This window comes from Rubrobacter aplysinae (assembly GCF_001029505.1).
GTDB classification, from domain to species: domain Bacteria; phylum Actinomycetota; class Rubrobacteria; order Rubrobacterales; family Rubrobacteraceae; genus Rubrobacter_A; species Rubrobacter_A aplysinae.
The window spans coordinates 203,900-229,581 of sequence record NZ_LEKH01000002.1; the positions used below are offsets into that span (position 1 = coordinate 203,900).

A 25,682-nucleotide genomic window follows, 5' to 3' on the forward strand; every position below is an offset into this window, starting at 1 on the left:
ACGGCTCCCGGTAACACTGGCTCGCACCGGGTGACGGTCGTCGTCCCGAACTGGAATGGCGCAGGGCTTCTTAGAAGCTGCCTCGAGTCCTTGTTCGATCAGGTTTTCGAGGACTTCGAGACGCTGGTCGTTGACAACGGCTCCACCGACGGCTCGGTGGAGATGCTGGGCTCCGAGTTTCCAGAGGTTCGCGTCGTCGCCCTGAAAGATAACCGGGGCTTCAGCGCGGCCGCGAACCTGGGGGTGTCCGAGTCTGACTCCGAGCTCGTCGCGCTGCTCAACAACGACACCCGGCAGGACCCCGACTGGCTCGCCGCCCTGGTGAGGGCCGCAGACGCTTACCCGGAGGCTGGGTCCTTCGCCACCAAGATGCTCGACCTCGAAAAGCACGGCGTGATGGACGGAGCGGGCGACGCCCTGCGTCGTAGCGGCTTACCGTACAGGCTGGGACACGGCGAGACCGACCGGGGTCACTACGAGAAACCCCGCCCGGTGTTCGGGGCGTGCGCGGCGGCGGCGTTGTACCGGCGAGACATGCTAGAGAGCGTGGGCCCGTTCGACGAGGATTTTTTCGCCTACTGTGAGGATACGGACCTCTCTTTTCGGGCGCAGCTTGCGGGTTATACCTGTCGGTACATCCCGGAGGCCGTCGTCTATCATCTCGGCGGCGCTTCCAGCGGGGGCAAACGAAGCCCGACCGCGACCCGGCTCGGAACACAGAATGGGATCAACCTTCTCGTAAAGAACCTGCCGGCGCCCCTGTTTCCGCGTCTTGCGCCGTTTATGGTCGCGGGCCAGTTTTCCCGCCTCGCCATGACCGCCAGGAACTTTACGGGGCTCCGGGCGAATCTGGCGGGCTACGCCGGGGCGCTCCGGCTGCTCCCCGTAATGCTCCGCAAGCGGCGAGCTATACAGGCCGGGCGCAAGGCCCCGGACGAGTACATAAGTGGCCTGTTACGCAACTCTTTCCGCGCGGCGAATGCCAGCATGGCTCGCAGACTGCGCGACGCGGTGTCGAGGCGTTTGGGATGGCCCGGTTGAAGTTCTCGGTGGTTATCGTGGACTATGACTCCTGGCCGCTGTCCCTGCGGTGTATCGGGGCGTTGCAGGCTACCGGGCGCGAGGACTTCGAGGTCATCGTCGTAGCCAACGGGCCGGGCGAGCCGCCGGAGCTCCCCTCTGTGGCCTCTGGGGTACGGGTGATCCGGAACCCGGCAAACGCGGGCTTCGCCCGCGCCTGCAACCAGGGTATCTCGGCCGCCGCCGGCGAGCTCGTGGTCTTCATAAACCCGGACGCGAGGGTAGAGAAGGACTTCTTCGACCTCGTGGAGGCTTTCTTCGCGGAGAGCCCCGGAGCGGGGGTAGCCGGCCCGAGAGTGCTGGATAGCGACGGAGAGGTCCAGCTCTCCGCCCGCAGGGAGATAGGCTTGCTCTCCGGCATTCTGGGCCGCACCTCGCTGCTTACCCGGCTCTTTCCGAAGAGCTCAATGGTCAAGAGCCAGTTCCCGGCTCTGGAAGAGTTGGGCGGACCAACCAGCGTGGACTGGGTGTCCGGGGCGTGCATGATCTCGCGCCGCCGGACCCTGGAGAGGCTCGGCGGGCTGGACGAGCGCTTTTTCATGTACTTCGAGGACGCGGACCTGTGCCGCAGGGCCAGAGCCGCAGGATGGGGGGTCTTCTACCTGCCAGAGGTCGAGGTCACGCACGAGGCGGGCGGGAGCACCGGGGACAGGCCGCGGGCGATCTGGCGCCTGCACAAAAGCGCGTTCCTCTACCACCGCAAGCACGACCCTCCCGGCCCGCTACAGCTGTATAGCCTGCTGGTTCTCGTGGGGCTCGCCGTCCGGGCGCTGGCGAAGCTGGCGGTATCCATAGCCGCCAGCCGCAAGAAGACTGCCTAGGCCGTCTCGTATCGTGGCAGGCTCCCGGTGGAGACCTCGGCCAGCCGTGGGGCGGCGGCGTCCTTCTCCGACAATACGGGCTCGACGTCGGGCCAGTGTATTCCGATCTCCGGGTCGTCGTACAGGATCGAGCCCTCCGCCTCGCGGTTGTAGCGGTCCGTGCACTTGTAGGCGAAAAGGGCAGCGTCGCTCGTGACCACGAAGCCGTGGGCAAACCCTTCCGGCACCCAAAGCTGGCGTTTGTTCTCGGCCGAGAGAGTGGCACCGGTCCACTCGCCGAAGTTCGGCGAGCCGGCACGGATGTCTACGGCCACGTCGAACACCTCGCCCTGCAAGACGTAGACCAGCTTGCCCTGCTGGTTCGGATTCTGGAAGTGCAGGCCGCGCAGGACGCCGTGCTGAGAGAAGGAGAGATTGTCCTGGACGAACTCGTGGGGCAGGCCGGCCTCCCGGTAGCGGTCGGCGTTGAAGGTCTCCATGAAGAACCCACGCTCGTCGCCGAACACGTCCGGCTCGACGAGGAGCACCTCGGGCAGGCCGGTCTCCTCTACGTTCATCCGGCACCTCGCACCGTCGCGGGCGAGCCGGGCGTTAGCTCCGTGCTGTTTATCATCTCCAGGAGGTACTGGCCGTAGCCGTTCTTCTTCATCGGCTCCGCGAGGCGCTCGACCTGCCCGGCGCTGATGTAGCCCATGCGGTACGCGATCTCCTCGGGACAGCATATCTTCAGGCCCTGGCGATTCTCTATGGTCTCTATGAAGCTCGTGGCCTGCTGTAAGGCCTCGTGGGTTCCCGTGTCGAGCCAGGCCATCCCCCGGCCCATCAGCTCGACCTGGAGCTCACCGCGCTCCAGATACCTCAGGTTGACGTCCGTGATCTCGAGTTCTCCCCTCGGCGAGGGCGTAAGGTCCTGCGCTATGTCCAGCACCCGATTGTCGTAGAAGTACAGACCCGTAACGGCGTAGTGGGATTTCGGCTTTTCGGGCTTCTCTTCGAGGCTCACGGCGCTCCCGGCGGAGTCGAACTCGACGACGCCGTAGCGCTCGGGGTCCCGGACGTAGTAGCCGAAGACCGTCGCGCCCTCTTCCCGGCTCGCGGCCCGCCGGACGGCGTCGCCGAAGCCCTGGCCGTAGAAGACGTTGTCGCCGAGCACGAGGGCGACGGAGCTGTCCCCGACGAACTCGCGCCCGATCACGAACGCCTGCGCCAGCCCGTCTGGGCTCGGCTGCACGGCGTAGCTGAGATCCAGACCCCAGCGGGAACCGTCGCCGAGTAGCTCCCTGAAGCGGCCTATGTCCTGCGGGGTAGAGATCAGGAGTATCTCTCGTATCCCCGAGAGCATCAGGGTGGATAACGGGTAGTAGATCAAGGGCTTGTCGTAGACCGGCAAGAGCTGCTTGCTGACCACGTGGGTAAGCGGATACAACCGCGTGCCGGAGCCTCCGGCGAGGATTATCCCTTTCATCTACGCGCCTCTACCTGCCTTCTTTCCGGGGGAGGACCTTCAACGGCACAGGTTCTCATCATAACGGCAGGTTCTCAAGACGCCACGCCTTGACGCCTTGACCCATTAGCCCGCCAGCGGCTCTATGCGCGCCGGCTCTTCCCTCCCGCGGGTGTCGTGGGAGGGCTTGTAAAATAGAGATCTGCGGCGTGCTCGCCAGATGGCCGGGACCGGGGTGGCACCGAGGAGCTTTCCCAGAGGCAGGGCCGTAGAGATGGTCACTCGCCACTTGCCGTGTGTCATCTCACTGGCGGCTTCGGAGGCCCTCCTTTCAGCATACGCGTCGCGCTCTTTGCGCTCATCTTCTACCTCTCTTCTAGGCCTCGGCCAAGCTCCGGCGTCTAATGCTAGCCGACTATCTGTTATACGTATTCCCTGAGCACCCCCCTGGTGCCTCCGTGGTAGAGGAGCCACTTCCAGCTATACTCCACGGAGTACGGGTAACCGGAGAAACACGGAGAGAAAGCGCCTTTCACGCACATGAGCCAAGCCGAGTCTTCCATCGCCCAGGCCCCTCAACATCGGGGCGTAATAAACCGCTACCGGGGCTGGCTGCCCGGGATCCCGGACCACGCGGTAGCCACCCTCGGCGAGGGCGGTACGCCGCTCATCGAGGCCCCGTGCGTCTCGGAGAAGGTGGGAGCAAGCGTCCACCTCAAGTTCGAGGGGCTGAACCCGACAGCCTCTTTCAAGGACCGGGGCATGACCGTGGCGCTCTCGCGGGCGGCGGCCCGGGGCGAGCGGCTCTCGATCTGCGCCTCTACCGGGAACACGGCGGCCTCGGCGGCGGCGTACTCCGCGAGGGCCGGGATGACGTGCTTCGTGGTGGTGCCGGTCGGCAAGATAGCGATGGGCAAGGCGGTCCAGATTCTGGCCCACGGCGCGCGCGTCGTCCAGATCGAGGGCAACTTCGACGACGCCTTGAGGATCTCACAGCGGGCCGCCGCCGAGATGGACGACGTCGCCCTGGTGAACTCCGTGAACCCCGACCGCATCGAGGGCCAGAAGACCTCCGCGTTCGAGATCTCAGAGTCACTCGGCGCGCCGCCCGAGGCGCTGGCGCTGCCGGTCGGCAATGCGGGCAACATCACGGCCTACTGGCGCGGCTTCTCCGAGTGGCGCGACGCGGGATATTCGGAACACGCCCCCAGGATGCTCGGCTTCCAGGCCGCCGGCTCCGCCCCGCTCGTGGAGGGGCACGACGTACAGAACCCGGAGACGGTTGCCAGCGCGATCCGCATCGGCGCACCGGCGAGCAAGGAGGGGGCGCTGGCGGCGATGCGGGAGTCCGGCGGTCTAATAGAGAGCGTGACGGACGAGGAGATACTGGACGCACAGCTACTCCTCGCCCGCGAGGAGGGCGTGTTCTGCGAGCCCGCTTCGGCTGCGGGTGTCGCCGGGCTGCTCAAGCTCGCGGGCGAAGGCCGCGCCCCGACGGGCACGGTGGTAAGCGTCCTGACCGGCCACGGGCTCAAGGACCCGGACGTGATCCTGGCCCGAAACCGCCTGCCAGACCCGCTACCAGCGGACTTCGACACCGTCGCGGACTACATGCGCCGGGAGGGCGGTTGAGGCATCCCGTAAGGGCGCACAGATGATAAGCGTCCGGGTTCCGGCGACCTCGGCGAACCTGGGGCCGGGCTACGACGCGGTCGGGCTCGCCCTGTCGCTGTACATGCGCATAAGCCTCGAACGCGCCCCGGAGCCGCTGGTGGAGGTGAAAGGGACCGGGGCGGACCTTATTCCGCGCGGCCCCGAACACCCGGCCTACCGCGCCGCCGCCTTCGTGGCCGAGTACATCGGCGAGCCGGACGTCGCCTTCCACCTCGTGCAGGAGAACGCCATCCCCCCGGCCCGTGGCCTAGGCGGGTCGGCGGCCGCTCTAGTCGGCGGGGCGGTAGCCGCCAACGACCTGCTCGGCCGGGGGATAGCCGCGCCGGATCTCCTGAACATCGTCTGCGAGCTCGATGGCCACCCGGACAACGCCGCCCCGGCCCTGCTCGGCGGGCTCGTCATCGGCTCCCTTACGCCGGAGGGCATCCGCAGCGTGCGACTCGAGCCTCAGGGCCTCAAGGCGGTCGTCGCCGTGCCGGACTTCGCCGTCTCCACCACCGCCGCCCGCCAGGCTCTACCGACCGAGGTATCCCACCGCGACGCCGCGTTCAACGTCGGTCGCGCCGGGCTGCTGCTCGGGGCGCTCGCAACCGGCGAGTATGGTCTGCTGGACGTGGCGATGCAGGATAGGCTGCACCAGAACTACCGCGCCCACCTCATACCGGGTCTGGAGGAGGTAATATCCGCCGCCCACGACACCGGGGCCTACGGCTCGTGCCTATCGGGCTCCGGCCCGACCGTCCTCGCCTTCGCCCCGGAAGACCGGGCGCAGAAGGTCGCCCGGGCCATGCGTGACGCCTTCGAGAAGCAGAAAGTCAGCACGAGGGCCTGGGCGCTGACCATAGACCTCGGCGGCGCGCAGACCGAGCCACCGGGAGCGGGCGGCCTGGAGGATCTAGAGCCAGAGCTCTAGGGTCCGGCCGCGAATCATCGCTACAGAGCAATTCAGAGCAGCAAAGAGTACTCCAGAGCAACAACCGCCGGGCGGCTACATCCCGCCGTAGCTCACGACACTCCTCTCGCGGCGGGTGACGAGGCGTCGTTACTGTTTTAGACGCTTGAACGGCGGTTTCACCAGGGGCTGCGCCGCCGGCACGCCGGCGTCAACGGTCGGGGCCCTCCATCCGGTTTCTGCAAGATCCATCTGCAGGATAACGTTGGTCACGACTCTATGACTATGCCCGTGTACCTGGTCCACTGCGGGGTGGCCGCCGTCAAGCGGGTCCGGTCTTCGCCTATGACTCTCCCCCGCTGCCGCGAGCCACGCTCGGGTAGACGCGTGAATAGGAATGTCCTGGCTGCGCTACGTGCCGTATTCGGCCTCCTCCGGGCTATCGTCGTGTGCGCCGGCTCGACGCCCTCGGCCGCGTAGCAGATGGTCGCCAACCAGCAGGCCGGCTATGGCCAGGGCTCCTCCGAGTAGCTGAACAGGGGCAACGCTCTGCCCGGCTATGATCGCGATGACGAGGCCACTGACCGGCACGAGGTTGAAGTACAGTCCCGCGCCTCCCGCCTCGATAAAGCGCAGCGCGTAGTTCCACAGGAAGATGGTCGCGGCGGTGGTGCCGACCCCGAGGTACAGGAGGAGCAGCCACTGGCCCGCCCCGATCTGGGGAAGCCCCTGCAGGTATACTTCGCCGGCCGCCGGCGGCAGGAGGAACAGCAGCCCGGCCCCGAAGCTCGCTGCGGTGACCAGGGCGGCGGGCTGGCTGGTGCCGAGTGCCCGGCCCTGCGCCGCGTACACGCCGTAGGCCAGTATGGAGCCGACCATCAGCGCGTTGCCGAGCAGCACGTGATGCCCGCCGCTGGAGGAGATCGTGCTGCTAACCAGCACCACGCCCGCCACGGAGACGACTATGCCTACCAGCCGCGGCAGGGGCAGCCGCTCCCGCAGAAACAACACGCCCATCAGGGCTATGGCGGCGGGCATCCCGGCGACGATCAGGGCGGCGCTCGACGCCGAGGTGAACTGCAGCGCGACATTCTGCAGGCCGTAGGAGAAGAACACCCCGGTCAGGCCGAACAACAGGTACCTCCTGGTGAATACCAGCCTGGCCCTGAAGCCTTCCCGGTAGGCCAGCGGCAGGAGCACCGCGAGCCCGACGGCGAACCGTCCCGCGGCCAGGGTAAAGGCTCCCGTGTCCTTGAGAAGCTGCTCGGTTCCCACGAACACCGAGCCCCACAAGAGCATCGCCACCAAAAGCGCCGCAACGGCCGTGGGCCTGCCGCCCACGGGAGGCCGGGTCTTTAGGCGTCCGATCAGGGCCGTCATCTGCCGCGGCCCTCTCGTATCTGGATCCGCACTACCGGGCCGGCCGACTTGACCGGCTCACCGCTATCGTCCCGGCCCCCGAAAAGCCCGGGCCGCTCCGCACCCCGGTAAGAGCCGGGCTCCACCTCGCCCCGCATCGTGGCCATACCCCGGTCCAACTCCTCGAAAAACCCCGCAAGCCTCTGAAAACGACCGCGCATACCTCTGCCTCCCATCCTCTAATAAACAACCTACTGTACCGACTGGTCGGCAAATATACCGAACGGTCTGGTGTTTTTCAAGGCGAAACAAAAAGCGAGGAGCTAAACTGCTCACATGAGAGAGAGGCATGGTGAGGGGCACGAAGAGGAGCAGGTCGAATCCGACACCCGCCAGCGGCTACTAGAGGCCGCCGAGAAGGTCACCTTGCGGGAGGGGGTCTCGAAGATGACCCTCGACGCCGTCTGCGAGGAGGCGGGTATGAGCAAGGGCGGGCTTTTCTACCATTTCTCGGGCAAGGACGACCTGATAAGCGGCATGATCTCGCGTCTCGTGGAGCGTTTTGAGCGCGACATAGAGGCCAACCTGGCCGGGGAGGGGGCGGGCCGGTGGGTTGGAGCGTACGCCGAGGCCGCCTCTCCCCTGTCGGGAGACAAGGAGAGGGAGCTCTCGGTCACCGCCGCCCTGATGGCCGCCATGGCCAACGACCCGGCGCTGGCCGAGCCGCTCAGGGAGCGCTACGCGTTCTGGCAGGCCCAGATGGAGGACGACGGGTTAGACCCGGCGTTCGCCACCCTCATGCGGCTGGCCATAGATGGGCTGTGGCTTTCCAAGCTCTTTGGTCTGGCCCCGCCTTCAGGCGAGTTCCGCGAAGAGGTTCTCGCCGAAGCTCTGCGGATGATCGGGCAGGCCGCGGACACGGCGGACCAGGAGGATAAAGAGAGCCCGTAAACTCCGGGAGCGCCCGGAACGCCGACCACGCCTGCCGGTATCTTCATACGGCAGCTCTGTAACAGCTCTATAACAGCTCTGTAATTCGCGGACACGCCCTAAGGCCCGCTCTACTACATGCCCTGACGCCTGCCACGGGTTAGTCCCGGGCCATCGTCACCTTGCCCAGAGCCTCGCCGGACTCAAGCCTCTCGTGAGCTTCGGCGGCGTCGAAGAGCCCGAACCGCGTCTCGTCCAGCAGCGGCTTTACCCGGCCCGACTCGACGAGCCGGGTCACGCGGCCGAGCACCTCGCCGTGGTGCGCCCGGCCCTCGCCGCTTACGAGCGGGATGAGCATCAGCACGACGTGCAGCGAGAGGCTCTTGTCGTGCAGCGGCGAGAGGTCGTAGGTCTCGTGCGTGGCAATGGACGCAACCTGGCCCTCGGGGCGGGTGGCCTTGAAGGACCGGGTCAGGTTCTCGCCGCCGACGGTGTCGAAGACCACGTCGAAGCCCCGGCCGCCCGTGTACTCCCCGACGTAGTCCTCGACGGAACGCTCGCGGTAGTTGATACCCACGTCCGCACCTAGCTCGCGCGCGACGCGCAGCTTCTCGTCAGAGGAGCCGGTCGTGAAGACGGTGGCGCCGGCGGCGCGGGCGATCTGGATTGCGACGTGTCCAACGCCGCCCGTCGCGCCGTGGACGAGCACGTTCTGGCCGGGACCGACGTTTGCGCGCGTGATCAGGATCTCCCACGCGGTGATGGACACGAGCGGCAGGGCGGCGGCCTCGCGCATCGAGAGAGTCTCTGGTTTTTTGGCCAAAAGATCCGCGTCGGCCAGCAGGTACTCGGCGGAGGCCCCGCCTTCCATACCGGCGAATCCCCCGGCGCAGCCGTAGACCTCGTCTCCGGAGGAGAAGCCGGCGACGCCCTCGCCGACCTCCTCGATCACACCCGCGACGTCGCCGTGCAGGACGGCGGGGGGCTCTGGTGCGGCGGGCACGGAGCCGGCCCGGATCTTGTAATCCACCGGGTTCACACTGCTCGCCTCGACCCGGATCAAGACGTGCCCGGCCTTCACCCCGGGCTTCGCAACGTCCCGCTCCTCGAATACCTCCGGCCCGCCGTACCGCTCTATTACCTGCGCCCTCATGCAGCCTCCCGGCTCCGTAGCTTCTCGCCGCGCCGGATTCTAACGCGGCGGTCCGCTAACATGGCGGTCCGGCCTGGATTCGCCGCCGTAGCTCACGTGGGCCATTTGGCGCCTCCCACATGCTCTCCAGCCACCACGAAGCCCCGGCCTCCGCAAAGGCTCCCACCCGCGCGGCGTCTCCGGCATCATCCCCGGCCGTCGTACCCTCGACGACGATGTCGAAGGGCTCGTCCGGCTTCTGATCGTCGGCGTAGAGGCGCATCTCCCGCACCTTCTCCGGCGTGAGATCGGTCATCTTTCCCGTCGCATCCAGTACGTTCGGTAGCAGCCCATCGTAGCGCAGCGCCCGGCGCATGGACCGCTCCCGGTACCACGCGCCCACGGCCCAGATCGGTATCCGCGGGCTCTGGACCGGCGGCGGGGGCGGGAAGAAGTCCGTCGGGCGTACACGGTAATGCCCGCCCTCGTAGGAGAACGGCTGTCCGGCCCACAACCCCGTGAGCACATCCAGCCCCTCATCCAGCAACTCCGCGCGTTTTTTGCGGTCCGTCTCCTCGCCAAACTCGTGGAACCCGGTATCCGGAGCGCCGAGCCCGGCAGCCAGGATCACACGCCCATCCGAGAGGTTGTCCAGCGTCGCCGTCTCCGAGGCGAGCTTCCACGGCCTACGGCGGGAAAGCGGCGTGAGCATGGTCCCGAGCCGGATGCTTTCGGTGGTCATCGCGGCGGCGGCGAGGGTGACCCACGGGTCTATCCCCCACACCGTGTCCGCCACGAACACGCCGTCCCAGCCGTACTCCTCGGCCTCCCGCGCAAGATCCGCCGTCGCTCTCGCCTCCACGAACGGCAGCACGAAACCACATCGCAAGCGCGCCTCCTCAAACCTCTTCGTCTTAAGACCCTCAGGTATCGTATTCAGCAGCGACGAAAATCCAATACCCGTTTCACTGGAGCGGCTCTATTAGACTCCAGGCAGTGTTCGTTTAACATCTACAGCCCCCCTTTGCATGGCCTGTACGGTACAGGGCCACAGAGCAACCTCGGGTGGAACTCAGGGATCTCCGCTCGCACCCGGGATGGTAGCAACAGTCGGCGTCGCCAATTACTACCGGCTAGAACCAGGAGAAGTGGTGGAGCTGTTGCCCGGTGGTGGGAGTCTGGCGCTCGATGGGGAGCGGGAGATAGAGCTAGGCCCCGGTGACCGGATACAGGTAAGCCTGGATGCGACCGGGCCGCTAACTAACCCCGTGTGCAAGTTTAGTTGCCGAAGTTGAAGTTCGTTGAAGTCCAGGTCCGAGTACCTCTACGGTGGAAGCGTGAACTTTCCTCTCGTGGAGGTGCTCTATGGACCTGGACGACCTCATTGTAAGCGTCTACTGTCTGTTGGACGATGAACTCAAAGCCTGGCTCTCGGGCGAAACTCTCAGGGAGCGAGGTCCGAATCCCACGCTCTCGGACGCCGAGGTCTTGACCATCGAGGCGGTGGGTGAGTACCTCGGCCTCTCTCAGGGCAAGGAACTGTTTGGCTACTTCCGGCGTCACTACGCTCACTTCTTCCCGGCTCTGGGGCAAGTCCACCGCACTACCTTCACAAGGTAGGCCGCCAACCTCTGGAAGGTCAAGGAGCGTCTTTGGCAACGTCTGCTCGCCCGGACTCACCACGATCAAAGCTTCGCGCTGGTGGACTCCTTTCCTCTTCCGGCGTGTCTTTTCGCTCGCGCCCCCAGGTGCCGACGTTTTCGCGGAGAGGCTGCTTTTGGCCGGGATACCCTGCTCAGGCAAACCTTCTACGGCTTCAGGATGCACGTGAGAGTCTCGTGGCCCGGTGTTATCACGAACTTCTCCATAGCTCCGGCAAACGTCCACGAACTGTGGGTGGCGCCCGAGATCGTAGAGGGCACCAGTGGCATCGTTGTCGGAGATCGCAACTACCACTCTCCCAAAACGGTGCAGGAACTTCGTGCGGGCGGTCTCGAATTGGTTGCTCCGTACGCGAGCAGGTCCAAAGATCCCAACCCGCGCAAGAGCGCCTTCTTGAGTAAGCTCCGCTACCGTATAGATACCGTCTTCTCTCAACTCACCGGTCGCTACACGATCAAGCAATTGTGGGCGCGGGACTCTTGACACCTGGCGAGTAGAGTGCTCAGGAAGGTCTTGAGTCACACGCTGGCCTTCCTTCTTGGCGAGAAGTCTGGTCATAGTCCTCTGCAACTAGCTCGACTCCTCGACTAAAAACCTGCACATCGGGTTAACTATAGATGTCGAAGGAGTTATGAGGCAAGCATCCCGGCGCGGTTTGTTGAACGGGACTTTCTAACAGAGCACGGCACAATGGCCCCGGCGGTTCTTCGAGCGGCGTTGGTAGTAAGCCTCCAGGCTGTTTTGGTTAGAGGGCTTTTGTGAGATCATTCGAGACATCGGATACATCCAGGCTGTTCGAGGCCCGTGTAACCCCGGGAGGAGCTCATGCAAGAGTCGAGAGCAGAGCGGGCGAGATCCAGCATCCGGGCCGGGGATCACACCGGACCCACATCCGGCCTGGCACCGGGGTACGTGCAGACCAACCTGGTGGTCTTGCCAGAAGAGTACGCCTTCGACTTTCTGAAGTTCTGCACCAGGAATCCGAGATCCTGCCCGGTGCTAGAGGTTATGGACGCTGGCTCCACGGCACCTGCGGTGATGGCTCCGGGAGCGGACCTGCGGACGGACGTGCCAGAGTACAGGGTGTACGAACGTGGCGAGCTCGTAGACGAGCCTTCGGATATAAGCTCGTACTGGCGTGAGGACCTGGTCTCATTTCTTCTGGGTTGTAGCTTCACGTTCGAGACGGCGCTGCTGTCCGCGGGGCTCGGTCTGGCGCATCTGGAGCAGGGCCGGAACGTCCCGATGTACGTGACCAGCCGGGAGTGCGCCGCTTCCGGGCCATTCTCGGGTCCGATGGTCGTGAGCATGAGGCCATACCGGGCGGAGGAGATACCGCACGCCGTCGCGGTGTCGGGACGCTACCCGGGTATGCACGGAGCCCCGATACACGTCGGGAGCCCGGAGTCGCTCGGGATACGAAGCCTGGAGGAGCCGGAGTTCGGAGATCCCGTCCAGGTGGAAGAGGATCAGTTACCGGTTTTCTGGGCGTGCGGGGTGACGCCGCAGGCGGTCGCGATGCGGGCCAGACCACCGTTCATGATCACGCACAGCCCCGGTCACATGTTCATCACGGACCGGCTGAATTCCGAGTACGAGATCTGAGTAGAGTCTGAGCAGGGCGGGACGCCGGTAACAGAATAGAGGGGGCGGGCGAAGACGTGATGGAGAGACTAAAAAATCTGGGGCCGGGCTTGCTGGTCGCCGCGGCGTTTATTGGGCCGGGGACGGTTACGACGGCCAGTGTGGCGGGGGCGAGCACGGGGTACGCCTTGTTGTGGGCGCTGGTTTTCTCCATCTTCGCCACGATAATCCTGCAGGAAATGAGCGCCCGGCTCGGGATCGTGAGCCGCGAAGGACTCGGCGAGGCCCTGAGGACCACGTTCGACAACGTCGTCGTCAAGGTACTCGTGGTGCTCCTGGTCGTGACGGCCATAGGCTTCGGGGCCGCCGCTTTCCAGACCGGGAACATAACCGGCGCGTCGCTCGGGCTAGAGACCATTATCGGCCTCCCATCCCAGGTATGGGCTCTCGTGGTCGGCGGGGTCGCCTTCGCGCTCCTGGGCTCGGGAATATACAAGCTCATAGAGCGGGCCCTGGTCGTGCTGGTGATCGTGATGAGCGTGGTGTTCTTGGTCACGGCCGTAATCGTGCGGCCGAACCCGCTGGACATACTCGGGGGGCTGTTCGCGCCGGGGATACCCTCGGGCTCGGTACTCACGGTGATCGCACTGGTCGGCACGACGGTCGTTACCTACAACCTCTTTCTGCACGCGAGCTCCGTGCAGGATAAGTGGTCCGTCAGTACCCCGACCGACGAGGCGCTCGGTCTGTCCCGAACGGACACCACGGCCTCGGTCATTCTCGGGGGCATAATCACGCTGGCGATAGTCATCACCGCGGCGGCGGCCTTCGCCGGCACGGGCACCGAGGTCACGGGCGCCGGGCAGATGGCCGTGCAGCTAGAGCCTCTACTCGGACCGGCGGCTAAGTGGTTCTTTGCGATCGGTCTCTTCGGAGCGGGCATGACGAGCGCCGTCACCGCCCCGCTCGCGGCGGCCTACGCGACCACGGGCGCGCTCGGCTGGGAGCGCAACTTGCGGAGCTGGAAGTTCCGTGGCGTCTGGGGGATAGTGGTGCTCGTGGGCACCGTTCTCGCGTTCTTCGGAACCAACCCGGTGCAGGCGATCCTCGTGGCCCAGGCGGCGAACGGTGTCCTTCTGCCGCTGGTCGCGATAGTCCTGCTGGTCGTGATGAACCGCAGCGACCTTCTCGGCGAGTATCGTAACGGGGTTCTGGGAAATATCCTGGGCGGCATCGTCGTGCTGGTCGCCACATTTCTCGGCGGTTACACGCTGCTTAGCGTATTCGGAGTGGTTGGAGGATAAACGATACAGGGGGGCGACATGAGGCTCGGGGTAGACGTCGGGGGAACCTTTACGGACCTGGTCGCGCTCGGCGGCGGCAAGATCATAACCGCGAAGGTACCTTCCACCCCACGCGACCAGTCCGAGGGCGTTATGTCTGGCGTGGAGGCGTCCGGGATACAGGCTCAGGAGGTATCTGCTTTCGCCCACGGGATGACGGTCGCGACGAACGCGCTCTTGGAGCGGCGTGGGGCGCGGACGGCGCTCGTAACGACGGAAGGTTTCCGGGACGTTATCGAGATCTCCCGCCAGAACAGGCCCTCGCTCTACGACCTTACCCTGGGCCGCTCTCCGGCGCTGGTGCCGCGCGGGCTACGCTTTACCGTCGGGGAAAGGATGGGGCCGGAGGGCGAAGTAGAACCGCTGGACGAGGATAGCCTGGAGGATACAGTCGAGGCGCTGCGAGAATCCGGGGTCGAAGCGGTCGCGGTGTGCCTCCTGTTCTCGTTTCTCCACCCCGAGCACGAGCGCCGGGTCGGGGAGAGGCTGCGAGAGGCGCTGCCGGAGACCCACGTCTCGCTTTCGAGCGAGGTGCTGCCGGAGTTCCGAGAGTACGAGAGGTTCTCGACGACCGCCGCGGACGCCTACCTCGGACCGAAGCTGGCCGCGTATCTTAATAACCTCGCGGATAAGGTCGAGGCAGCCGGGATGCCGGAGCCGCTGGTGATGCGGTCCTCCGGCGGGGTCGTGGAGCTCGAGACGGCGGCGCGCTCGGCGGCGTCTTGCGTCCTCTCCGGTCCGGCGGGCGGCGTCGTTGGCGCGGCCTACGTCGCGGCGGCCTCAGAATACCGAGACCTGCTCACCTTCGACATGGGCGGCACGAGCACGGACGTCGCGCCCGTTATCGGGGGCGAGGCCCTGACCACGACCGAGGCCGAGGTCTCCGGTGTGCCGATCAAGCTGCCGATGGCCGACGTCCACACGGTGAGCGCGGGCGGCGGCTCCGTCGCCTGGGCCGACGCCGGGGGAGCCCTGCGCGTCGGGCCTCATTCCGCCGGCGCGGACCCCGGCCCGGCAGCCTACGGTCTCGGCGGCGAGCAGGTAACCGTAACGGACGCGAACCTGTACCTGGGGTACTTGCGGGACGGCGTGGAGCTCGGCGGACAGGTCACGCTCTCCCGCAAGAGCTCGGAGGAGGCACTCGCCCGTCTCGGGGAGGAGCTTGGCCTGAGCCCCCTCCAGGCCGCGCTCGGCGTCGTGCAACTGGCGGACACGGAGATGGTCCGGGCGCTGCGTGTCATAAGCGTGGAGCGGGGCCTGGACCCCAGGGAGTTCGCCCTCGTCGCCTTCGGCGGGGCCGGGCCGCTCCACGCCTGTTCTATAGCCGAGGAGCTCGGGGCGGACACCGTACTCGTCCCGAAAGCGAGCGGCGTGCTCTCTGCGCTCGGGCTTGCCGTCTCGGACGTGCGCCGCGACCTCCTGACCCCCTACCTCTCCCCGCTCGCCGAGGCCGACGCGCAGGAGGTACAGGAGTCTTTCGAGGGGCTGGAGCGTACGGCGGCGGAAGAGTTGCGCGCCCGGGGCGAGCCCGTTTTCGAGCGGCGGGCGGATCTCCGCTACGGCGGGCAGTCGTTCGAGTTGCCGGTCGGGGCGGACGGCATCGGGGAGGTTTGGGATCTCGCATCCCGATTCCACGAAGCCCACGAGCGGCGCTACGGCTACCGGATGCAGGAGGAGCCTGTAGAGCTGGTAAACCTGCGGCTCGTCGCGACAGTCCCGGTAGAGAAGCCGCCTATCTCCGAAGGCCCGCCAACCGGAGAGCCGGAGCCCGGCTCCAGGGAGGCCCACTTCGGCGGCGGGTGGCGGGAGGTCCCCGTGCTCGACCGCTCGGAGATGGGCCGAGGCTCCCCTGTCGAGGGGCCGGCGGTGGTCGAGTTCGCGGAATCCACCTGCGTCGTGCAGCCCGGCTGGAGCGGTGCGGTAGACGCAGCCGGTACGCTGGTACTGATAAAGGAGGCCGGAGATGAGTAACCGGCTCGACCCGGTAACCCTCTCGGTGCTCTCCGGGGCGCTCTCGGGCATAGCGGAGGAGATGGGGGCCGTGCTCATAAGGGGCTCCTACTCCTCGAACATCAAGGAGCGCCGCGACTGCTCTACCGCGCTCTTCGACTCGCGGGGCAGGACGGTTTCGCAAGCAGAGCACATCCCGGTCCACCTCGGCGCGATGCCAGAGGCGGTTGCGGCGGTCATGCAGCGGGACCCCGAGCCCGGCGACGTGTTCGCCCTCAACGACCCGTACTCCGGCGGCACCCACCTGCCGGACATAACGCTCGTCTCTCCGGTGTCACACGGAGGTGAGATAATCGGGTACGCCGTCAGTCGGGCGCACCACTCGGACGTCGGCGGCATGAGCCCGGGCTCGATGCCGGTCGGCTCGCGCGAGGTTTACCAGGAGGGTACCGTGATACCGCCGGTGCGGCTGGTGAGCGGCGCGAGCGGCGGCGAGTACGTCCCGGACGTGCTGGACCTGATACTCGCAAACGTGCGCACCCCGCGTCTCAGGAGAGGCGACCTACGAGCCCAGATCGCGGCGAATCGTCTGGCCGAGGAGCGCGTTGTAGAGTTGATCGAGCGCCGTAGCAAAGACACCGTACGGGCGGCGTTCGACGAGGTGATCTCCTACGCCGAACGCCGCACCCGCGAGGCGATCCGGGAGCTGCCGGACGGCACGTACGCGGCGGGGAGCGAGATCGAGGGCGACGGCGTCACCGACTCCGACATCCCGCTCCAGGTAGAGATAAACATATCCGGCGACGAGCTGAGCGTGGACTTCTCCGGCACCTCGGACGCCGTAGCCGGAAACGTGAACTGCCCGCTCGCCGTGACCCGCTCGGCCTGCTACTTCGCCCTACGCGTCCTGCTGCCGGACGATGTGCCCGCAAACGCCGGGACCTACGCCCCGCTCTCCATACACGCCCCGGAGGGCAGCCTCGTGAACGCCCAGAGCCCATCGGCGGTCGTCGCCGGAAACGTAGAGACCAGCCAGCGCGTCGCCGACACGCTCCTGCTCGCCCTCTCAGGAGCGGCGGACCTCATCGCCGGAGGGCAGGGCACGATGAACAACCTCATAATCGGCGGCACCGGGGACGGGGGCTGGACCTACTACGAGACCATCGGCGGCGGCCAGGGCGCGAGCGCCACAGGTCCGGGTCCATCCGGGGTCCACGTCGGCATGTCGAATACCCTGAACACGCCCATAGAGGCGCTTGAGCTGGAGTACCCGATGCGTGTAACCCGCTACGAGCTACGCTACGGCTCCGGCGGTGCCGGGAAATACGCGGGCGGGGACGGCCTTGCCCGTTCCGTCAGGTTGCTCGCCCCGGCACAGCTATCCCTGATCTCCGACCGCCGCCGCCACGGGACGCACGGCCTCGGCGGCGGAGAGCCCGGAGATACCGGCAAGAATCTACTCAATAACGAGGAGCTACCCCCGAAGGCGAGCCGCGAGCTACGGCCGGGAGACGAGGTGACGGTCGAGACACCGGGCGGCGGAGGTTACGGGAGAGAATAGCATCGGTCAATCTTCCCGAACCTGATCTCACGCCTGGTTTGAGGAGTGTGTGCGAGGCACTTGTGCGAAGACGGAGCAGCATTAGAATGAGGCTTGGCTAGCGGACGGAGCGGTCGTGAGCGAGCCGGAACGGCGAGAGCAAGAACCAGACGCGTCAGAGGGTGGCGTAGACACCACTGCGGCATACGCGAGCTCCGCGGTGGGCGTAGCGCTCCTGATCGGCGCGATCCTCCTGATAATCTCCACCGGAACGCCCGTGGCCGGTATGGGCCTTATTATAGGCGGCGCCGCATGCCTCGGCTGGGGGATTCCGCAGGTCCTGAAGCACAAAAATTCTCTCCCCGGCCCCGTTAGCAAGGAGCGCGAGCTACTCTCCGCAATCCGGGATAACGGTGGCAGCATTACCCCGGCGGAGGCCGCGATGGAGACCTCGCTAACCGTGCGCGAGGCCGACGAGATGCTCTCGGAGCTAACGAGCGGCGGTCACCTCCGGCTAGAGAGCCAGTCGGGATCTCTCCACTACTCCCTCCCCACCAGGAGGGAACAAGAGCTCGGAGGATGACTCCCGGCAGACGGCTCCGACAACGGACCCCCGGACGCCCGTCGCCTCACGCGCCCGGCTCGACACTGTATAATCCTCGCTTACACGTATAGTTGTCCATACCAAATTTTGTATTCGAACGGAGGATCTTGTCCGGTCTGGATACGAGCAGCCCGCTGCCGAAGTACCACCAGCTCAAGGAGATACTGCGCGGCATGATCGAGCGCGAGGATCTGCAGCGGGGCGAGATCATCCCTCCGGAGCGTGAGCTGTGCGAGGAGTACGGCATAAGCCGCATGACGGCGCGGCAGGCCATAGTCGAGCTGGTAAACGAGGGCATCCTGTACCGGGAGCAGGGCCGGGGCACCTTCGTAGCCGGAGAGAAGGTAAAGCAAGAGGCCGAGCGTCTGGCGAGCTTTACCGAGGACATGGCCGGGCGGGGCCACGAGACGACCAGCTCCGTGCTGGACGCGGAGTCGGTAGAGGCCGGGCCGGTGGTCGCGCGCCTGCTTGGTATAGAGGAGACCGAAAAGGTGGTCCGCATCCGGCGCGTGCGCCACGCGGACGGGGAGCCGATGGCGCTTGAGACCAGCCACCTCTTGCACGAGGTGGCGGAGGGGCTGCTTAGGCTCGACCTCTCCTCACGCTCCATCTACGACGAGCTCCGCACCGGCGGCCTGAGCATAGCCTGGGCCGAGCAGAGCTACGAGGCGACCGTGATCAACGAGCTCGAGGCGGAGCACCTCGGGATCTCGACCGGCAGCCCCGCGCTCCTCATAGAACGCGTCACCCACGACGACCGGGATCTCGCCTTCGAGTACGTGAAAAGCACCTACCGCGGAGACCGCTACCGCATCACCACCACCCTCCGTCCCTGAGCGTCGTCCGGGCAAGCCCCCGTAAAAAAGCTCTTGACATCCCCGTTCTTAGTCAATATCGTAATTGGTATAGTCAATATGACCATGAAGGGAAGGGGAAGCATGGCCGCGAGTACGAGCGGGCAGGGGCGAAAGTTTAGCTGGGGCTCCATTCTAGGCCCTTTGCAGAGCATCGGACGAGCATTGATGCTGCCGATAGCGGTGTTACCGGCGGCGGCGTTGCTGCTCAGGCTCGGGCAGGACGACCTGCTGGGATTGCCGTGGATGGCCGCGGCTGGCGGGGCGATCTTCGATAACCTCTCGTTGATCTTCGCGATAGGCATTGCGATAGGGTTGACCGGCTCCGCGGGGGCCGCGGCGGTGGCCGCGATCGTTGGTTACCTCGTCTTTTCCGGGGTGTTCAACTCCCTGGCCCCGCAGCTCGCCGAGGAGGGCGCTGATCCCCTGGCCAGCATGGGCGCCGTGGACAGCATGGGCGTGTTCTCCGGGATCATAATCGGGCTGACGGCCGCCGGCCTCTACCGGCGCTACAACGACATCCGGTTGCCGGACTACCTGGCCTTCTTCGGCGGCAAGCGGTTCGTCCCCATAGTCACGGCTCTGGTGGCGCTCGTGCTGGGCGCGGTCTTCGGGTTCGTGTGGCCCGTGGTGGGCTCCGGGATCGAGGCGATGGGGCAGTGGCTCGTCGGGCTCGGAGCCGTGGGGACCGGGATCTACGGCTTCTTCAACCGCCTGCTCATACCGCTCGGGCTGCACCACGTGCTGAACACCTACATCTGGTTCCAGCTCGGCTCGTTCCAGGGGGCGGACGGCGTGGTCCACGGCGAGATCACGCGCTACTTCGCCGGGGACCCGGACGCCGGAAGCTTCCTCGCCGGGTTCTTCCCCATAATGATGTTCGGCCTCCCGGCGGCTTGCCTGGCCATGATCCGGCACGCCCATCAGACCAAGGTCGCCTCGGGTATCCTGCTCTCCGCGGCCTTCGCCTCGTTCCTCACGGGCATAACGGAGCCCATAGAGTTCGCGTTCCTGTTCGTCGCGCCGGTGCTCTTCCTGGTCCACGCCATACTGACGGCCTCCGCGATGGTCGTGACCACGCTGCTCGGCATTCAGATGGGCTTCGGCTTCTCCGCCGGGGCCATAGACTACGTGCTCAACTTCTTCGCGGAAAACACCGACAAGCCGCTGCTGCTGTTGCTGGTCGGGATCCTCTACGGCGGCGTCTACTACTTCGTGTTCAGCTTCTTTATCAAGCGGTTCGACCTCGCGACGCCGGGCCGTGGCGGGGCCGAGGGCACCGGCGGGGCGGATTGGATCCTGCCCGAGAGCCAGCGCGGCCCGGCAAAGGGTACGGAGGGTGGCGAGGAAAGCGAAGCCTCCGAAAAGCCGGAGGAGGAGCGCGACGCCGACGACGTGCTGGCCGGGAACGCGCTCGCGGCGCTCGGTGGCCGGGAGAACGTCGAGAGCGTCGAGGGCTGCATAACCCGCCTGCGGTGCGTAGTCTCCGAGCCGGAGAGCGTGGACGAGACGCGGCTGAAGGGGCTGGGCGCCTCGGGTGTCGTGAAGCGCGGCCAGGTGGTGCAGGTGGTCATGGGCACCCAGTCCGACCGCATCGCCGAGCGCATGAACCGCCAGCTAAAGACGGAGGCATAGAGTGAGCAAGATTCAGGTACTCGCGCCGATCGCCGGTCAGGCCATCCCCATGAGCCAGGTGCCGGACGAGGTGTTCGCCGAGGGGATGGCCGGAGAAGGAGCCGCCGTGGTGCCCTCCGGGAGCGGCGAGGCGGTCGCCCCCATCTCCGGCACGCTGGCAAAGCTGTTCGAGGGCGGCCACGCCTTTGGCATCGCCGCCGCGGGCGGGGTGGAGCTCATAGTACACCTCGGCCTCGACACCATCGAGATGGAGGACGGGGGCTTCGAGAAGCTCGCCACCCAGGGGGACGAGGTGGAGGCCGGACAGCCTATAGTGCGCTTCGACCTGGAGGCCATAAACGCCGCCGGCTACGAGCCCACGACCCCCGTGGTCGTTACCAACTCCGACGAGCACGCCGTAACCGGCCAGCAGACCGGCGAGGTCGGGGCCGGAGACCCGCTGTTCGAGGTCGAGGGTTGACCCGAAAAGCCCGGATCCTGGACTGCGGCCCGGAGGAGTTCCGCGGCATGGACGGCGGGGAGCTGCTGCAGTCCATCCGGCTCTCCGAGGGCCGCACCCTGATGGCCGAGATCCTCCACCCCTCCCCGCCGCTGGTGGACGGGGCCTCGAACGCCGCCGTCGCCGTGGCTTTCGGCGCGGATCTCGTCTTGCTCAACAAGTTCGGCGGCGAGGATCTCGCAGGAATCAAACGCTCCCTCGGACGTCCCGTGGGCGTCAACGTCGAGCCCTCCGAAGAGGTCGAGGAGCACCGCCGGGCGAGCCGGGAGAACCTCTCGCGGCTGGAGGATGCGGACTTCCTCGTGATAACCGCCAACCCCGACGCAAGGATAGAGACCGGTGACCTCGTCTCCGCCGCCCACACGGCGAGAGACGAGCTGCCCGACACCCCGCTATTGTGCGGCAAGATGCATGGCAGCGGTGGCCGGGGCATGCCCGAGGCGTCCGAGATCGGTACCCTCGCCGAGGGGGCGGATGCCGTGCTGATACCGGCGCCGGGCACGGTGCCCGGCAGCCTGGAGTCGGCCGTCGCGGAGCTGGCGCAGGCGGTTCACGAAGGAGGAGCCCTGGCGGTGGCGGCTGTCGGCACGTCCCAGGAAGGCGCGGACCGGGAGACGGTGCGGGGGATCTCGCTCTCCGCCAAACGTGCCGGGGCCGACGTGCTCCACCTGGGAGACGCGGGCCTCTCCGGCGTCGCGGAGCCCGAGAACCTGATGTCGGCCTCCCTGGCTATTAGAGGCCGCCGCCACACCTACCGGCGCATGGCGATGAGATAGAGACAGGGAAGATAAGGAGCAGTAGAGTTGGAACTCCACGTACACGACAGCCACGAAGGGGTTAGCCGGACCGCCGCCGAGACGGTAAGTGACACCGTTTCCGAAAACCCCGGCGCGAACCTGCTCCTGCCCACGGGCTCGACCCCCAGAGGCATGTACCGGGAGCTGGTGCGCCTGTACCGGGAGGGCGGCCTGAGCCTCTCCGATACGACCATCTTCAACCTGGACGAGTACCTCGGCATCCCCCGCGACCACCCGGAGAGCTACCGGCGCTACATGCAGGAGAACCTCTATCGCCACGTGGACGCCGACCCTGCCAGAACACACATCCCGGACGCCGAGACCCCGGCCCCGGAGGAAGAATGCCTGCGCTACGACGCCGCGATAAAGGAGACGGGCGGGGCCGACCTGTGCGTGCTCGGCATCGGGCGTAACGGGCACATCGGGTTCAACGAGCCGGGCTCCCCCTTCTCCTCGCGCACGCGGGTCATGGGGCTCGCCGAGTCCACCCGCCGCGCAAACGCCGAGGGCTTCGACGCCGGGGCGGCGCCGGAGCAGGCGATCACGGTCGGCATGCAGACCATCTTCGAGTCGCGGAAGGTGCTGCTCCTCGCCTCCGGGCCCGAAAAGGCCGAGGCGGTCGCCGCCGCCGTCGAGGGCGAGGTTTCCCCCCAGACGCCGGCCTCGATGCTCCGGGAGCACCCGGACGTCACCTTCCTCCTAGACCGCGAAGCCGCCTCGGCGCTACGGAGGGAGGTCGCGTGAGGGGCGGTATGAGGGGCAGTGTTAGGGACGGCGCGCAAAATCAGGCGGGGAGCCTCGCGATCCGGGGCCGGGTGGTTACCCCGGATGCGGTGTGGGACGGTGGCACGATCCTCGTCGAGAGTGGCGAGATAAGGGCCGTCAGCCGCGAGCCGCTCGCCGCGGACGCCGTGGTCGAGCTGCCGGACCATTATCTCGTGCCCGGCTTCGTGGACCTGCAGGTCAACGGCGGGTTCGGCGTGGACGCGGTGGATCGGCCGGGGCGTCTCGGAGAGCTCTCAGCCGCCCTGCCCGCGACCGGCGTCACCTCCTACCTCCCGACGCTGGTCACGCTGCCGCTCGGGCGCTATCCGGCCGTGATCGGCGGTCTGGATCTGGACCCGGACAGAGGCGCGGTCCCGCTCGGGCTTCATCTCGAAGGCCCGTTCATAAGCCCCGAGAAGCGGGGCGCGCACGCGGCGGAGGCGGTCGCCGAGCCGGACCCGGACGCGCTCGCGGAGCTGCTGGACGCCGGGCCGGTAGAGATGGTAACGCTCGCCCCGGAGATGCCGGGCGCGGGAGCCCTGATCGAGCTCGCCGCGAGCCGGGGCACCGTCGCCTCCCTCGGCCACTCGGCCGCCTCGTTCGAGGAAGCTCTGTCGGGATTCGAGTCTGGAGCGGCGGGCGTGACGCACCTGTTCAACGCCATGAGCCCGCTGCACCACCGCGACCCCGGTCTCCCCGGCGCGGCGATGCTAAAAACGGCGGACTCCGCGCCACGCTGCGGCATGGTCGCCGACGGCCGTCATGTCCACCCCGAGATGGTCCGGCTCGCCTTCGAGCGGCTGGGGCCGGACCGGATGTACCTGGTCACGGACGCGATGGCAGCCGCCGGGATGGGACCGGGCGAGTACGAGCTCGCCGGACGCACCGTTTCCATGCGGGATGGCATCCCGCGTCTGGAGGACGGCACGCTCGCCGGTAGCGTGCTCACGATGGACGAGGCGATACGCAACGCGCTGGAGTTTGCCGGCTGCTCGTTGCCGGAGGCGGTACGCATGGCGACGGCCACCCCGGCGGCCTTGATCGGGGCCGCCAAAAAGGGCCGCCTCACGCCGGGCTCCGACGCCGACGTGGTCGCGCTCTCGCCCGATCTGCTGGTGGAGGCAGCCTGGGTCGGCGGCAGGCTCGTGTACGAGAGAGACGTGCAGAGCACGCGGGACGGAGACCAGAGGGCCGTCGTGATCCGGGAGGGATCAAAGCCCCCGGCACTGGACGAGATGGGTACCGGAGATCTGCTCCGGGCGATGAACAGGGCGGACGCGGCGGTGGCCCCGGCGGTAGAGGCGGCGGTACCGGATATCGAGCGCGTCGTGGAGCGCGCGCGGGAGACGGTGGCCGGGGGCGGGCGGGTGATCTACGCCGGAGCCGGGACCAGCGGCCGGCTCGCCGTTGCCGACGCCGCCGAGTGCTCCCCCACCTTCGGCGTCGCGCCGGGCACCTTTACCAGCGTCATGGCCGGCGGCCTCGAAGCGTTGTACGAGGAAGCGGCGGAGGCGGAGGACGGCGCGGCGGAGGGCCGCCGGGCGATACGGGAGCTGAATGTCGGGGCCGGAGACCTCGTGGTCGGGGTGTCGGCCAGCGGCGCCACGCCTTTCACCCTCGCGGCCCAGCTGGAGGCCCGGGAGCGCAGGGCCGCCACGGCCTGCATAGTGAACCTGGCGGGCTCGGATATGGCCCGGAATGCCGACCTCCCGGTAGAGATAGCAACGGGAGCGGAGATCCTGCCCGGCTCCACCCGGCTAAAGGCCGGGACCGCCCAGAAGCTGGTCTTGAACATGATCTCCACCGCCACCCTGGCGGGGCTCGGCTACGTCCACGGCGACATGATGGTCGGCATGCGGCCCTACAACCACAAGCTCCGTGGGCGCGCGGAGAGCATGGTCCGGGAGATCACGGGCTGCAGCGAGCCCGAGGCCGCCTCGGCTCTCCAGAGCACGGAGTACGATATCCGCGGGGCGGTACTGCTGGTAGACGGGGTAACTTCCGCCCACGAAGCCGCCCGTCTGCTCCGGCTGGTGGAGGGAGACTTACGCAGAGCCCGGGAGTACGCCCCGCAATCCGAGACCACGAACAATTGAGCGGGCGGCAATGAAGCATCGCGCGGGCATCGTCGGGCTCGGGAGCATCGCGTCGAAGATGTACCTGCCCCTACTCTGCAACCATCCCGGGGTAGAGGTCGCGGGGCTTGTGAGCCGCTCACCCGAAACCGTGCAGTCGTACGGCGAGCAGTACGGCGTTTCTCACCGCTCTACCGATCTGCGGCAACTGCTGGTCCTGGAGCCGGAGATCGTGTTCGTCAGCTCCCCCACCGAAACCCACTTCGAGATCGTGACGCAGTGCCTCAGAGCGGGCGTGAACGTATACGTGGACAAGCCGCTCTCCTACGATCTAGCCGAGGCCGAGGAGATGGCGGCGCTGGCGGAGGCGCGGGGGCTGCTGCTGGCGGTCGGATTCAACCGGCGGTTCGTGCCGCTCTACCGCGAGGCCCGGGACTGGATGGAAGCGGGAGGCGGCCTCGAGCTCGCGGTGGCGCACAAGAGCCGCACCGCCTCCCAGCGCGCCCCGGCCCGTCAGACCGTCTACGACGACCTCATACACGTTGTAGACACGCTCGTGTGGCTCGGCGGCCCCGCCGCCGAGACGCTGCACTACGCCCAACGCCTGGACGACGCCGGACGGCTCCTCACCGCGACCGGGACGCTGTCTCTGGGCGAGGCGGCGGCGCAGTTCTGGATGCAGCGCAGCTCCGGGGGCAACGGCGAGAGCCTGGAGCTGCACGGCGGGGGCAGATACGCCAGGGTCACCGGCCTCGAACGCGGGGTACTCGGGAAAGAGGGCACGGAGCTGACCCGGGTGCCCGGCGGCTGGGACCCCGTCGCCCACCGCAGAGGCTTCACCGGCATGATAGATCACGTGCTGCAGAGCCTCGCCGAACCCACAGCCTGCGAGGTGGGAGCGGAGAAGGTGCTCCCGACGCACCGCATCTGCGAACAGCTCCTTTTACGGCATTGAGCCGCGAGGCTAAAAAGGTCTTACGTCTTACCGGCCAGAGCCGATCCCGGACAGCTTCCGCGCGGTTATGCAGGGTAACCAACGTGA

General features: G+C 66.8%; 24 protein-coding genes and 1 pseudogene. 19 read left to right on the forward strand and 6 right to left on the reverse strand.

The features are described from left to right. The first annotated feature begins 30 nt into the window (after positions 1-30). On the forward strand, positions 31-1,041 hold the full coding sequence (locus ABD53_RS03350) for a glycosyltransferase family 2 protein (RefSeq protein WP_235401305.1): 1,011 nt from the start codon (positions 31-33) through the stop codon (positions 1,039-1,041). Continuing rightward, positions 1,038-1,901 carry a glycosyltransferase family 2 protein gene (locus ABD53_RS03355; RefSeq protein WP_160309613.1) on the forward strand — a complete coding sequence of 288 codons (864 nt, stop codon included), beginning with the start codon at positions 1,038-1,040 and terminating at the stop codon, positions 1,899-1,901. Before ABD53_RS03350 ends, ABD53_RS03355 begins: the two co-directional genes overlap by 4 nt. Here ABD53_RS03355 and rfbC read toward each other — a convergent pair. Further along, entirely contained in the window at positions 1,898-2,458 is a 561-nt protein-coding gene (gene rfbC, locus ABD53_RS03360; protein WP_047864321.1) for a dTDP-4-dehydrorhamnose 3,5-epimerase, read from the reverse strand. The two genes, ABD53_RS03355 and rfbC, sit on opposite strands and share 4 nt — an antisense overlap. After that, a complete protein-coding gene (rfbA, locus tag ABD53_RS03365) occupies positions 2,455-3,366 on the reverse strand; it encodes a glucose-1-phosphate thymidylyltransferase RfbA (protein ID WP_047864322.1) in 912 nt (303 codons plus the stop codon). Before rfbA ends, rfbC begins: the two co-directional genes overlap by 4 nt. Positions 3,367-3,885: 519 nt before the next feature. Between rfbA and thrC the strand changes: the two genes are divergently transcribed. Next, a complete protein-coding gene (gene thrC, locus ABD53_RS03370) occupies positions 3,886-4,977 on the forward strand; it encodes a threonine synthase (protein ID WP_047864323.1) in 1,092 nt (363 codons plus the stop codon). Positions 4,978-4,999: 22 nt separating this feature from the next. Next, a complete protein-coding gene (thrB, locus tag ABD53_RS03375; RefSeq protein ID WP_047864324.1) occupies positions 5,000-5,932 on the forward strand; it encodes a homoserine kinase in 933 nt (310 codons plus the stop codon). A gap of 390 nt (positions 5,933-6,322) precedes the next feature. Here the strand turns inward: thrB and ABD53_RS03380 are convergent, their stop codons facing one another. After that, entirely contained in the window at positions 6,323-7,291 is a 969-nt protein-coding gene (locus tag ABD53_RS03380) for a DMT family transporter (protein ID WP_047864325.1), read from the reverse strand. Next, on the reverse strand, positions 7,288-7,491 hold the full coding sequence (locus ABD53_RS03385) for a hypothetical protein (RefSeq protein ID WP_047864326.1): 204 nt from the start codon (positions 7,489-7,491) through the stop codon (positions 7,288-7,290). The genes ABD53_RS03380 and ABD53_RS03385 overlap by 4 nt, the downstream gene beginning before the upstream one ends. 115 nt (positions 7,492-7,606) lie before the next feature. On the opposite strand from ABD53_RS03385, the gene ABD53_RS03390 reads away from it, so the two are divergent. Next, on the forward strand, positions 7,607-8,221 hold the full coding sequence (locus ABD53_RS03390) for a TetR/AcrR family transcriptional regulator (protein WP_047864327.1): 615 nt from the start codon (positions 7,607-7,609) through the stop codon (positions 8,219-8,221). 139 nt (positions 8,222-8,360) lie between these two features. Here the strand turns inward: ABD53_RS03390 and ABD53_RS03395 are convergent, their stop codons facing one another. Together ABD53_RS03395 and ABD53_RS03400 are read right to left on the reverse strand one after the other, a co-directional pair. Then, positions 8,361-9,353: a zinc-dependent alcohol dehydrogenase family protein gene (locus ABD53_RS03395; RefSeq protein WP_047864328.1), complete on the reverse strand. Its 993-nt coding sequence runs from the start codon at positions 9,351-9,353 to the stop codon at positions 8,361-8,363. A 55-nt stretch (positions 9,354-9,408) separates the two neighbouring features. Further along, on the reverse strand, positions 9,409-10,221 hold the full coding sequence (locus tag ABD53_RS03400) for an LLM class flavin-dependent oxidoreductase (protein WP_047864329.1): 813 nt from the start codon (positions 10,219-10,221) through the stop codon (positions 9,409-9,411). Positions 10,222-10,697: 476 nt separating this feature from the next. Between ABD53_RS03400 and ABD53_RS16395 the strand changes: the two genes are divergently transcribed. The 14 genes and pseudogenes from ABD53_RS16395 (at position 10,698) to ABD53_RS03470 (ending at position 25,595) form a co-directional block, all read left to right on the forward strand. Continuing rightward, positions 10,698-10,952: a hypothetical protein gene (locus tag ABD53_RS16395; protein WP_084709251.1), complete on the forward strand. Its 255-nt coding sequence runs from the start codon at positions 10,698-10,700 to the stop codon at positions 10,950-10,952. 15 nt (positions 10,953-10,967) lie between these two features. Then, positions 10,968-11,477, forward strand: a pseudogene (locus ABD53_RS17895) (transposase); the annotation flags it as partial. A 342-nt stretch (positions 11,478-11,819) separates the two neighbouring features. After that, positions 11,820-12,599 carry a putative hydro-lyase gene (locus tag ABD53_RS03415; RefSeq protein ID WP_047864331.1) on the forward strand — a complete coding sequence of 260 codons (780 nt, stop codon included), beginning with the start codon at positions 11,820-11,822 and terminating at the stop codon, positions 12,597-12,599. A gap of 59 nt (positions 12,600-12,658) precedes the next feature. Then, the gene (locus ABD53_RS03420; protein ID WP_047864332.1) at positions 12,659-13,882 is read left to right on the forward strand and encodes an Nramp family divalent metal transporter; all 1,224 of its coding nucleotides are present in this window, start codon (positions 12,659-12,661) and stop codon (positions 13,880-13,882) included. A gap of 18 nt (positions 13,883-13,900) precedes the next feature. Further along, positions 13,901-15,892 carry a hydantoinase/oxoprolinase family protein gene (locus ABD53_RS03425; RefSeq protein WP_047864333.1) on the forward strand — a complete coding sequence of 664 codons (1,992 nt, stop codon included), beginning with the start codon at positions 13,901-13,903 and terminating at the stop codon, positions 15,890-15,892. Next, complete coding sequence (locus ABD53_RS03430) at positions 15,885-17,432, forward strand: hydantoinase B/oxoprolinase family protein (RefSeq protein WP_047864334.1); 1,548 nt, start codon at positions 15,885-15,887, stop codon at positions 17,430-17,432. Before ABD53_RS03425 ends, ABD53_RS03430 begins: the two co-directional genes overlap by 8 nt. Positions 17,433-17,547: 115 nt before the next feature. Next, entirely contained in the window at positions 17,548-17,994 is a 447-nt protein-coding gene (locus ABD53_RS03435) for a hypothetical protein (protein ID WP_047864335.1), read from the forward strand. Between the two features lie 128 nt (positions 17,995-18,122). Next, the gene (locus tag ABD53_RS03440) at positions 18,123-18,851 is read left to right on the forward strand and encodes a GntR family transcriptional regulator (protein ID WP_053057627.1); all 729 of its coding nucleotides are present in this window, start codon (positions 18,123-18,125) and stop codon (positions 18,849-18,851) included. A 102-nt stretch (positions 18,852-18,953) separates the two neighbouring features. Further along, complete coding sequence (locus ABD53_RS03445) at positions 18,954-20,504, forward strand: PTS transporter subunit EIIC (protein WP_047864336.1); 1,551 nt, start codon at positions 18,954-18,956, stop codon at positions 20,502-20,504. Position 20,505: 1 nt separating this feature from the next. After that, positions 20,506-20,964, forward strand: coding sequence for a PTS sugar transporter subunit IIA (locus tag ABD53_RS03450; protein ID WP_047864337.1), 459 nt, complete (start codon positions 20,506-20,508; stop codon positions 20,962-20,964). Continuing rightward, complete coding sequence (locus ABD53_RS03455) at positions 20,961-21,779, forward strand: DUF7916 family protein (RefSeq protein WP_200900261.1); 819 nt, start codon at positions 20,961-20,963, stop codon at positions 21,777-21,779. Before ABD53_RS03450 ends, ABD53_RS03455 begins: the two co-directional genes overlap by 4 nt. Positions 21,780-21,806: 27 nt before the next feature. After that, the gene (gene nagB / locus ABD53_RS03460) at positions 21,807-22,544 is read left to right on the forward strand and encodes a glucosamine-6-phosphate deaminase (RefSeq protein ID WP_047864338.1); all 738 of its coding nucleotides are present in this window, start codon (positions 21,807-21,809) and stop codon (positions 22,542-22,544) included. Positions 22,545-22,552: 8 nt separating this feature from the next. Beyond that, the gene (nagA, locus tag ABD53_RS15645) at positions 22,553-24,661 is read left to right on the forward strand and encodes an N-acetylglucosamine-6-phosphate deacetylase (protein ID WP_152670552.1); all 2,109 of its coding nucleotides are present in this window, start codon (positions 22,553-22,555) and stop codon (positions 24,659-24,661) included. A gap of 10 nt (positions 24,662-24,671) precedes the next feature. Next, positions 24,672-25,595: a Gfo/Idh/MocA family protein gene (locus ABD53_RS03470; RefSeq protein ID WP_047864339.1), complete on the forward strand. Its 924-nt coding sequence runs from the start codon at positions 24,672-24,674 to the stop codon at positions 25,593-25,595. The last annotated feature ends 87 nt before the right edge of the window (positions 25,596-25,682 follow it).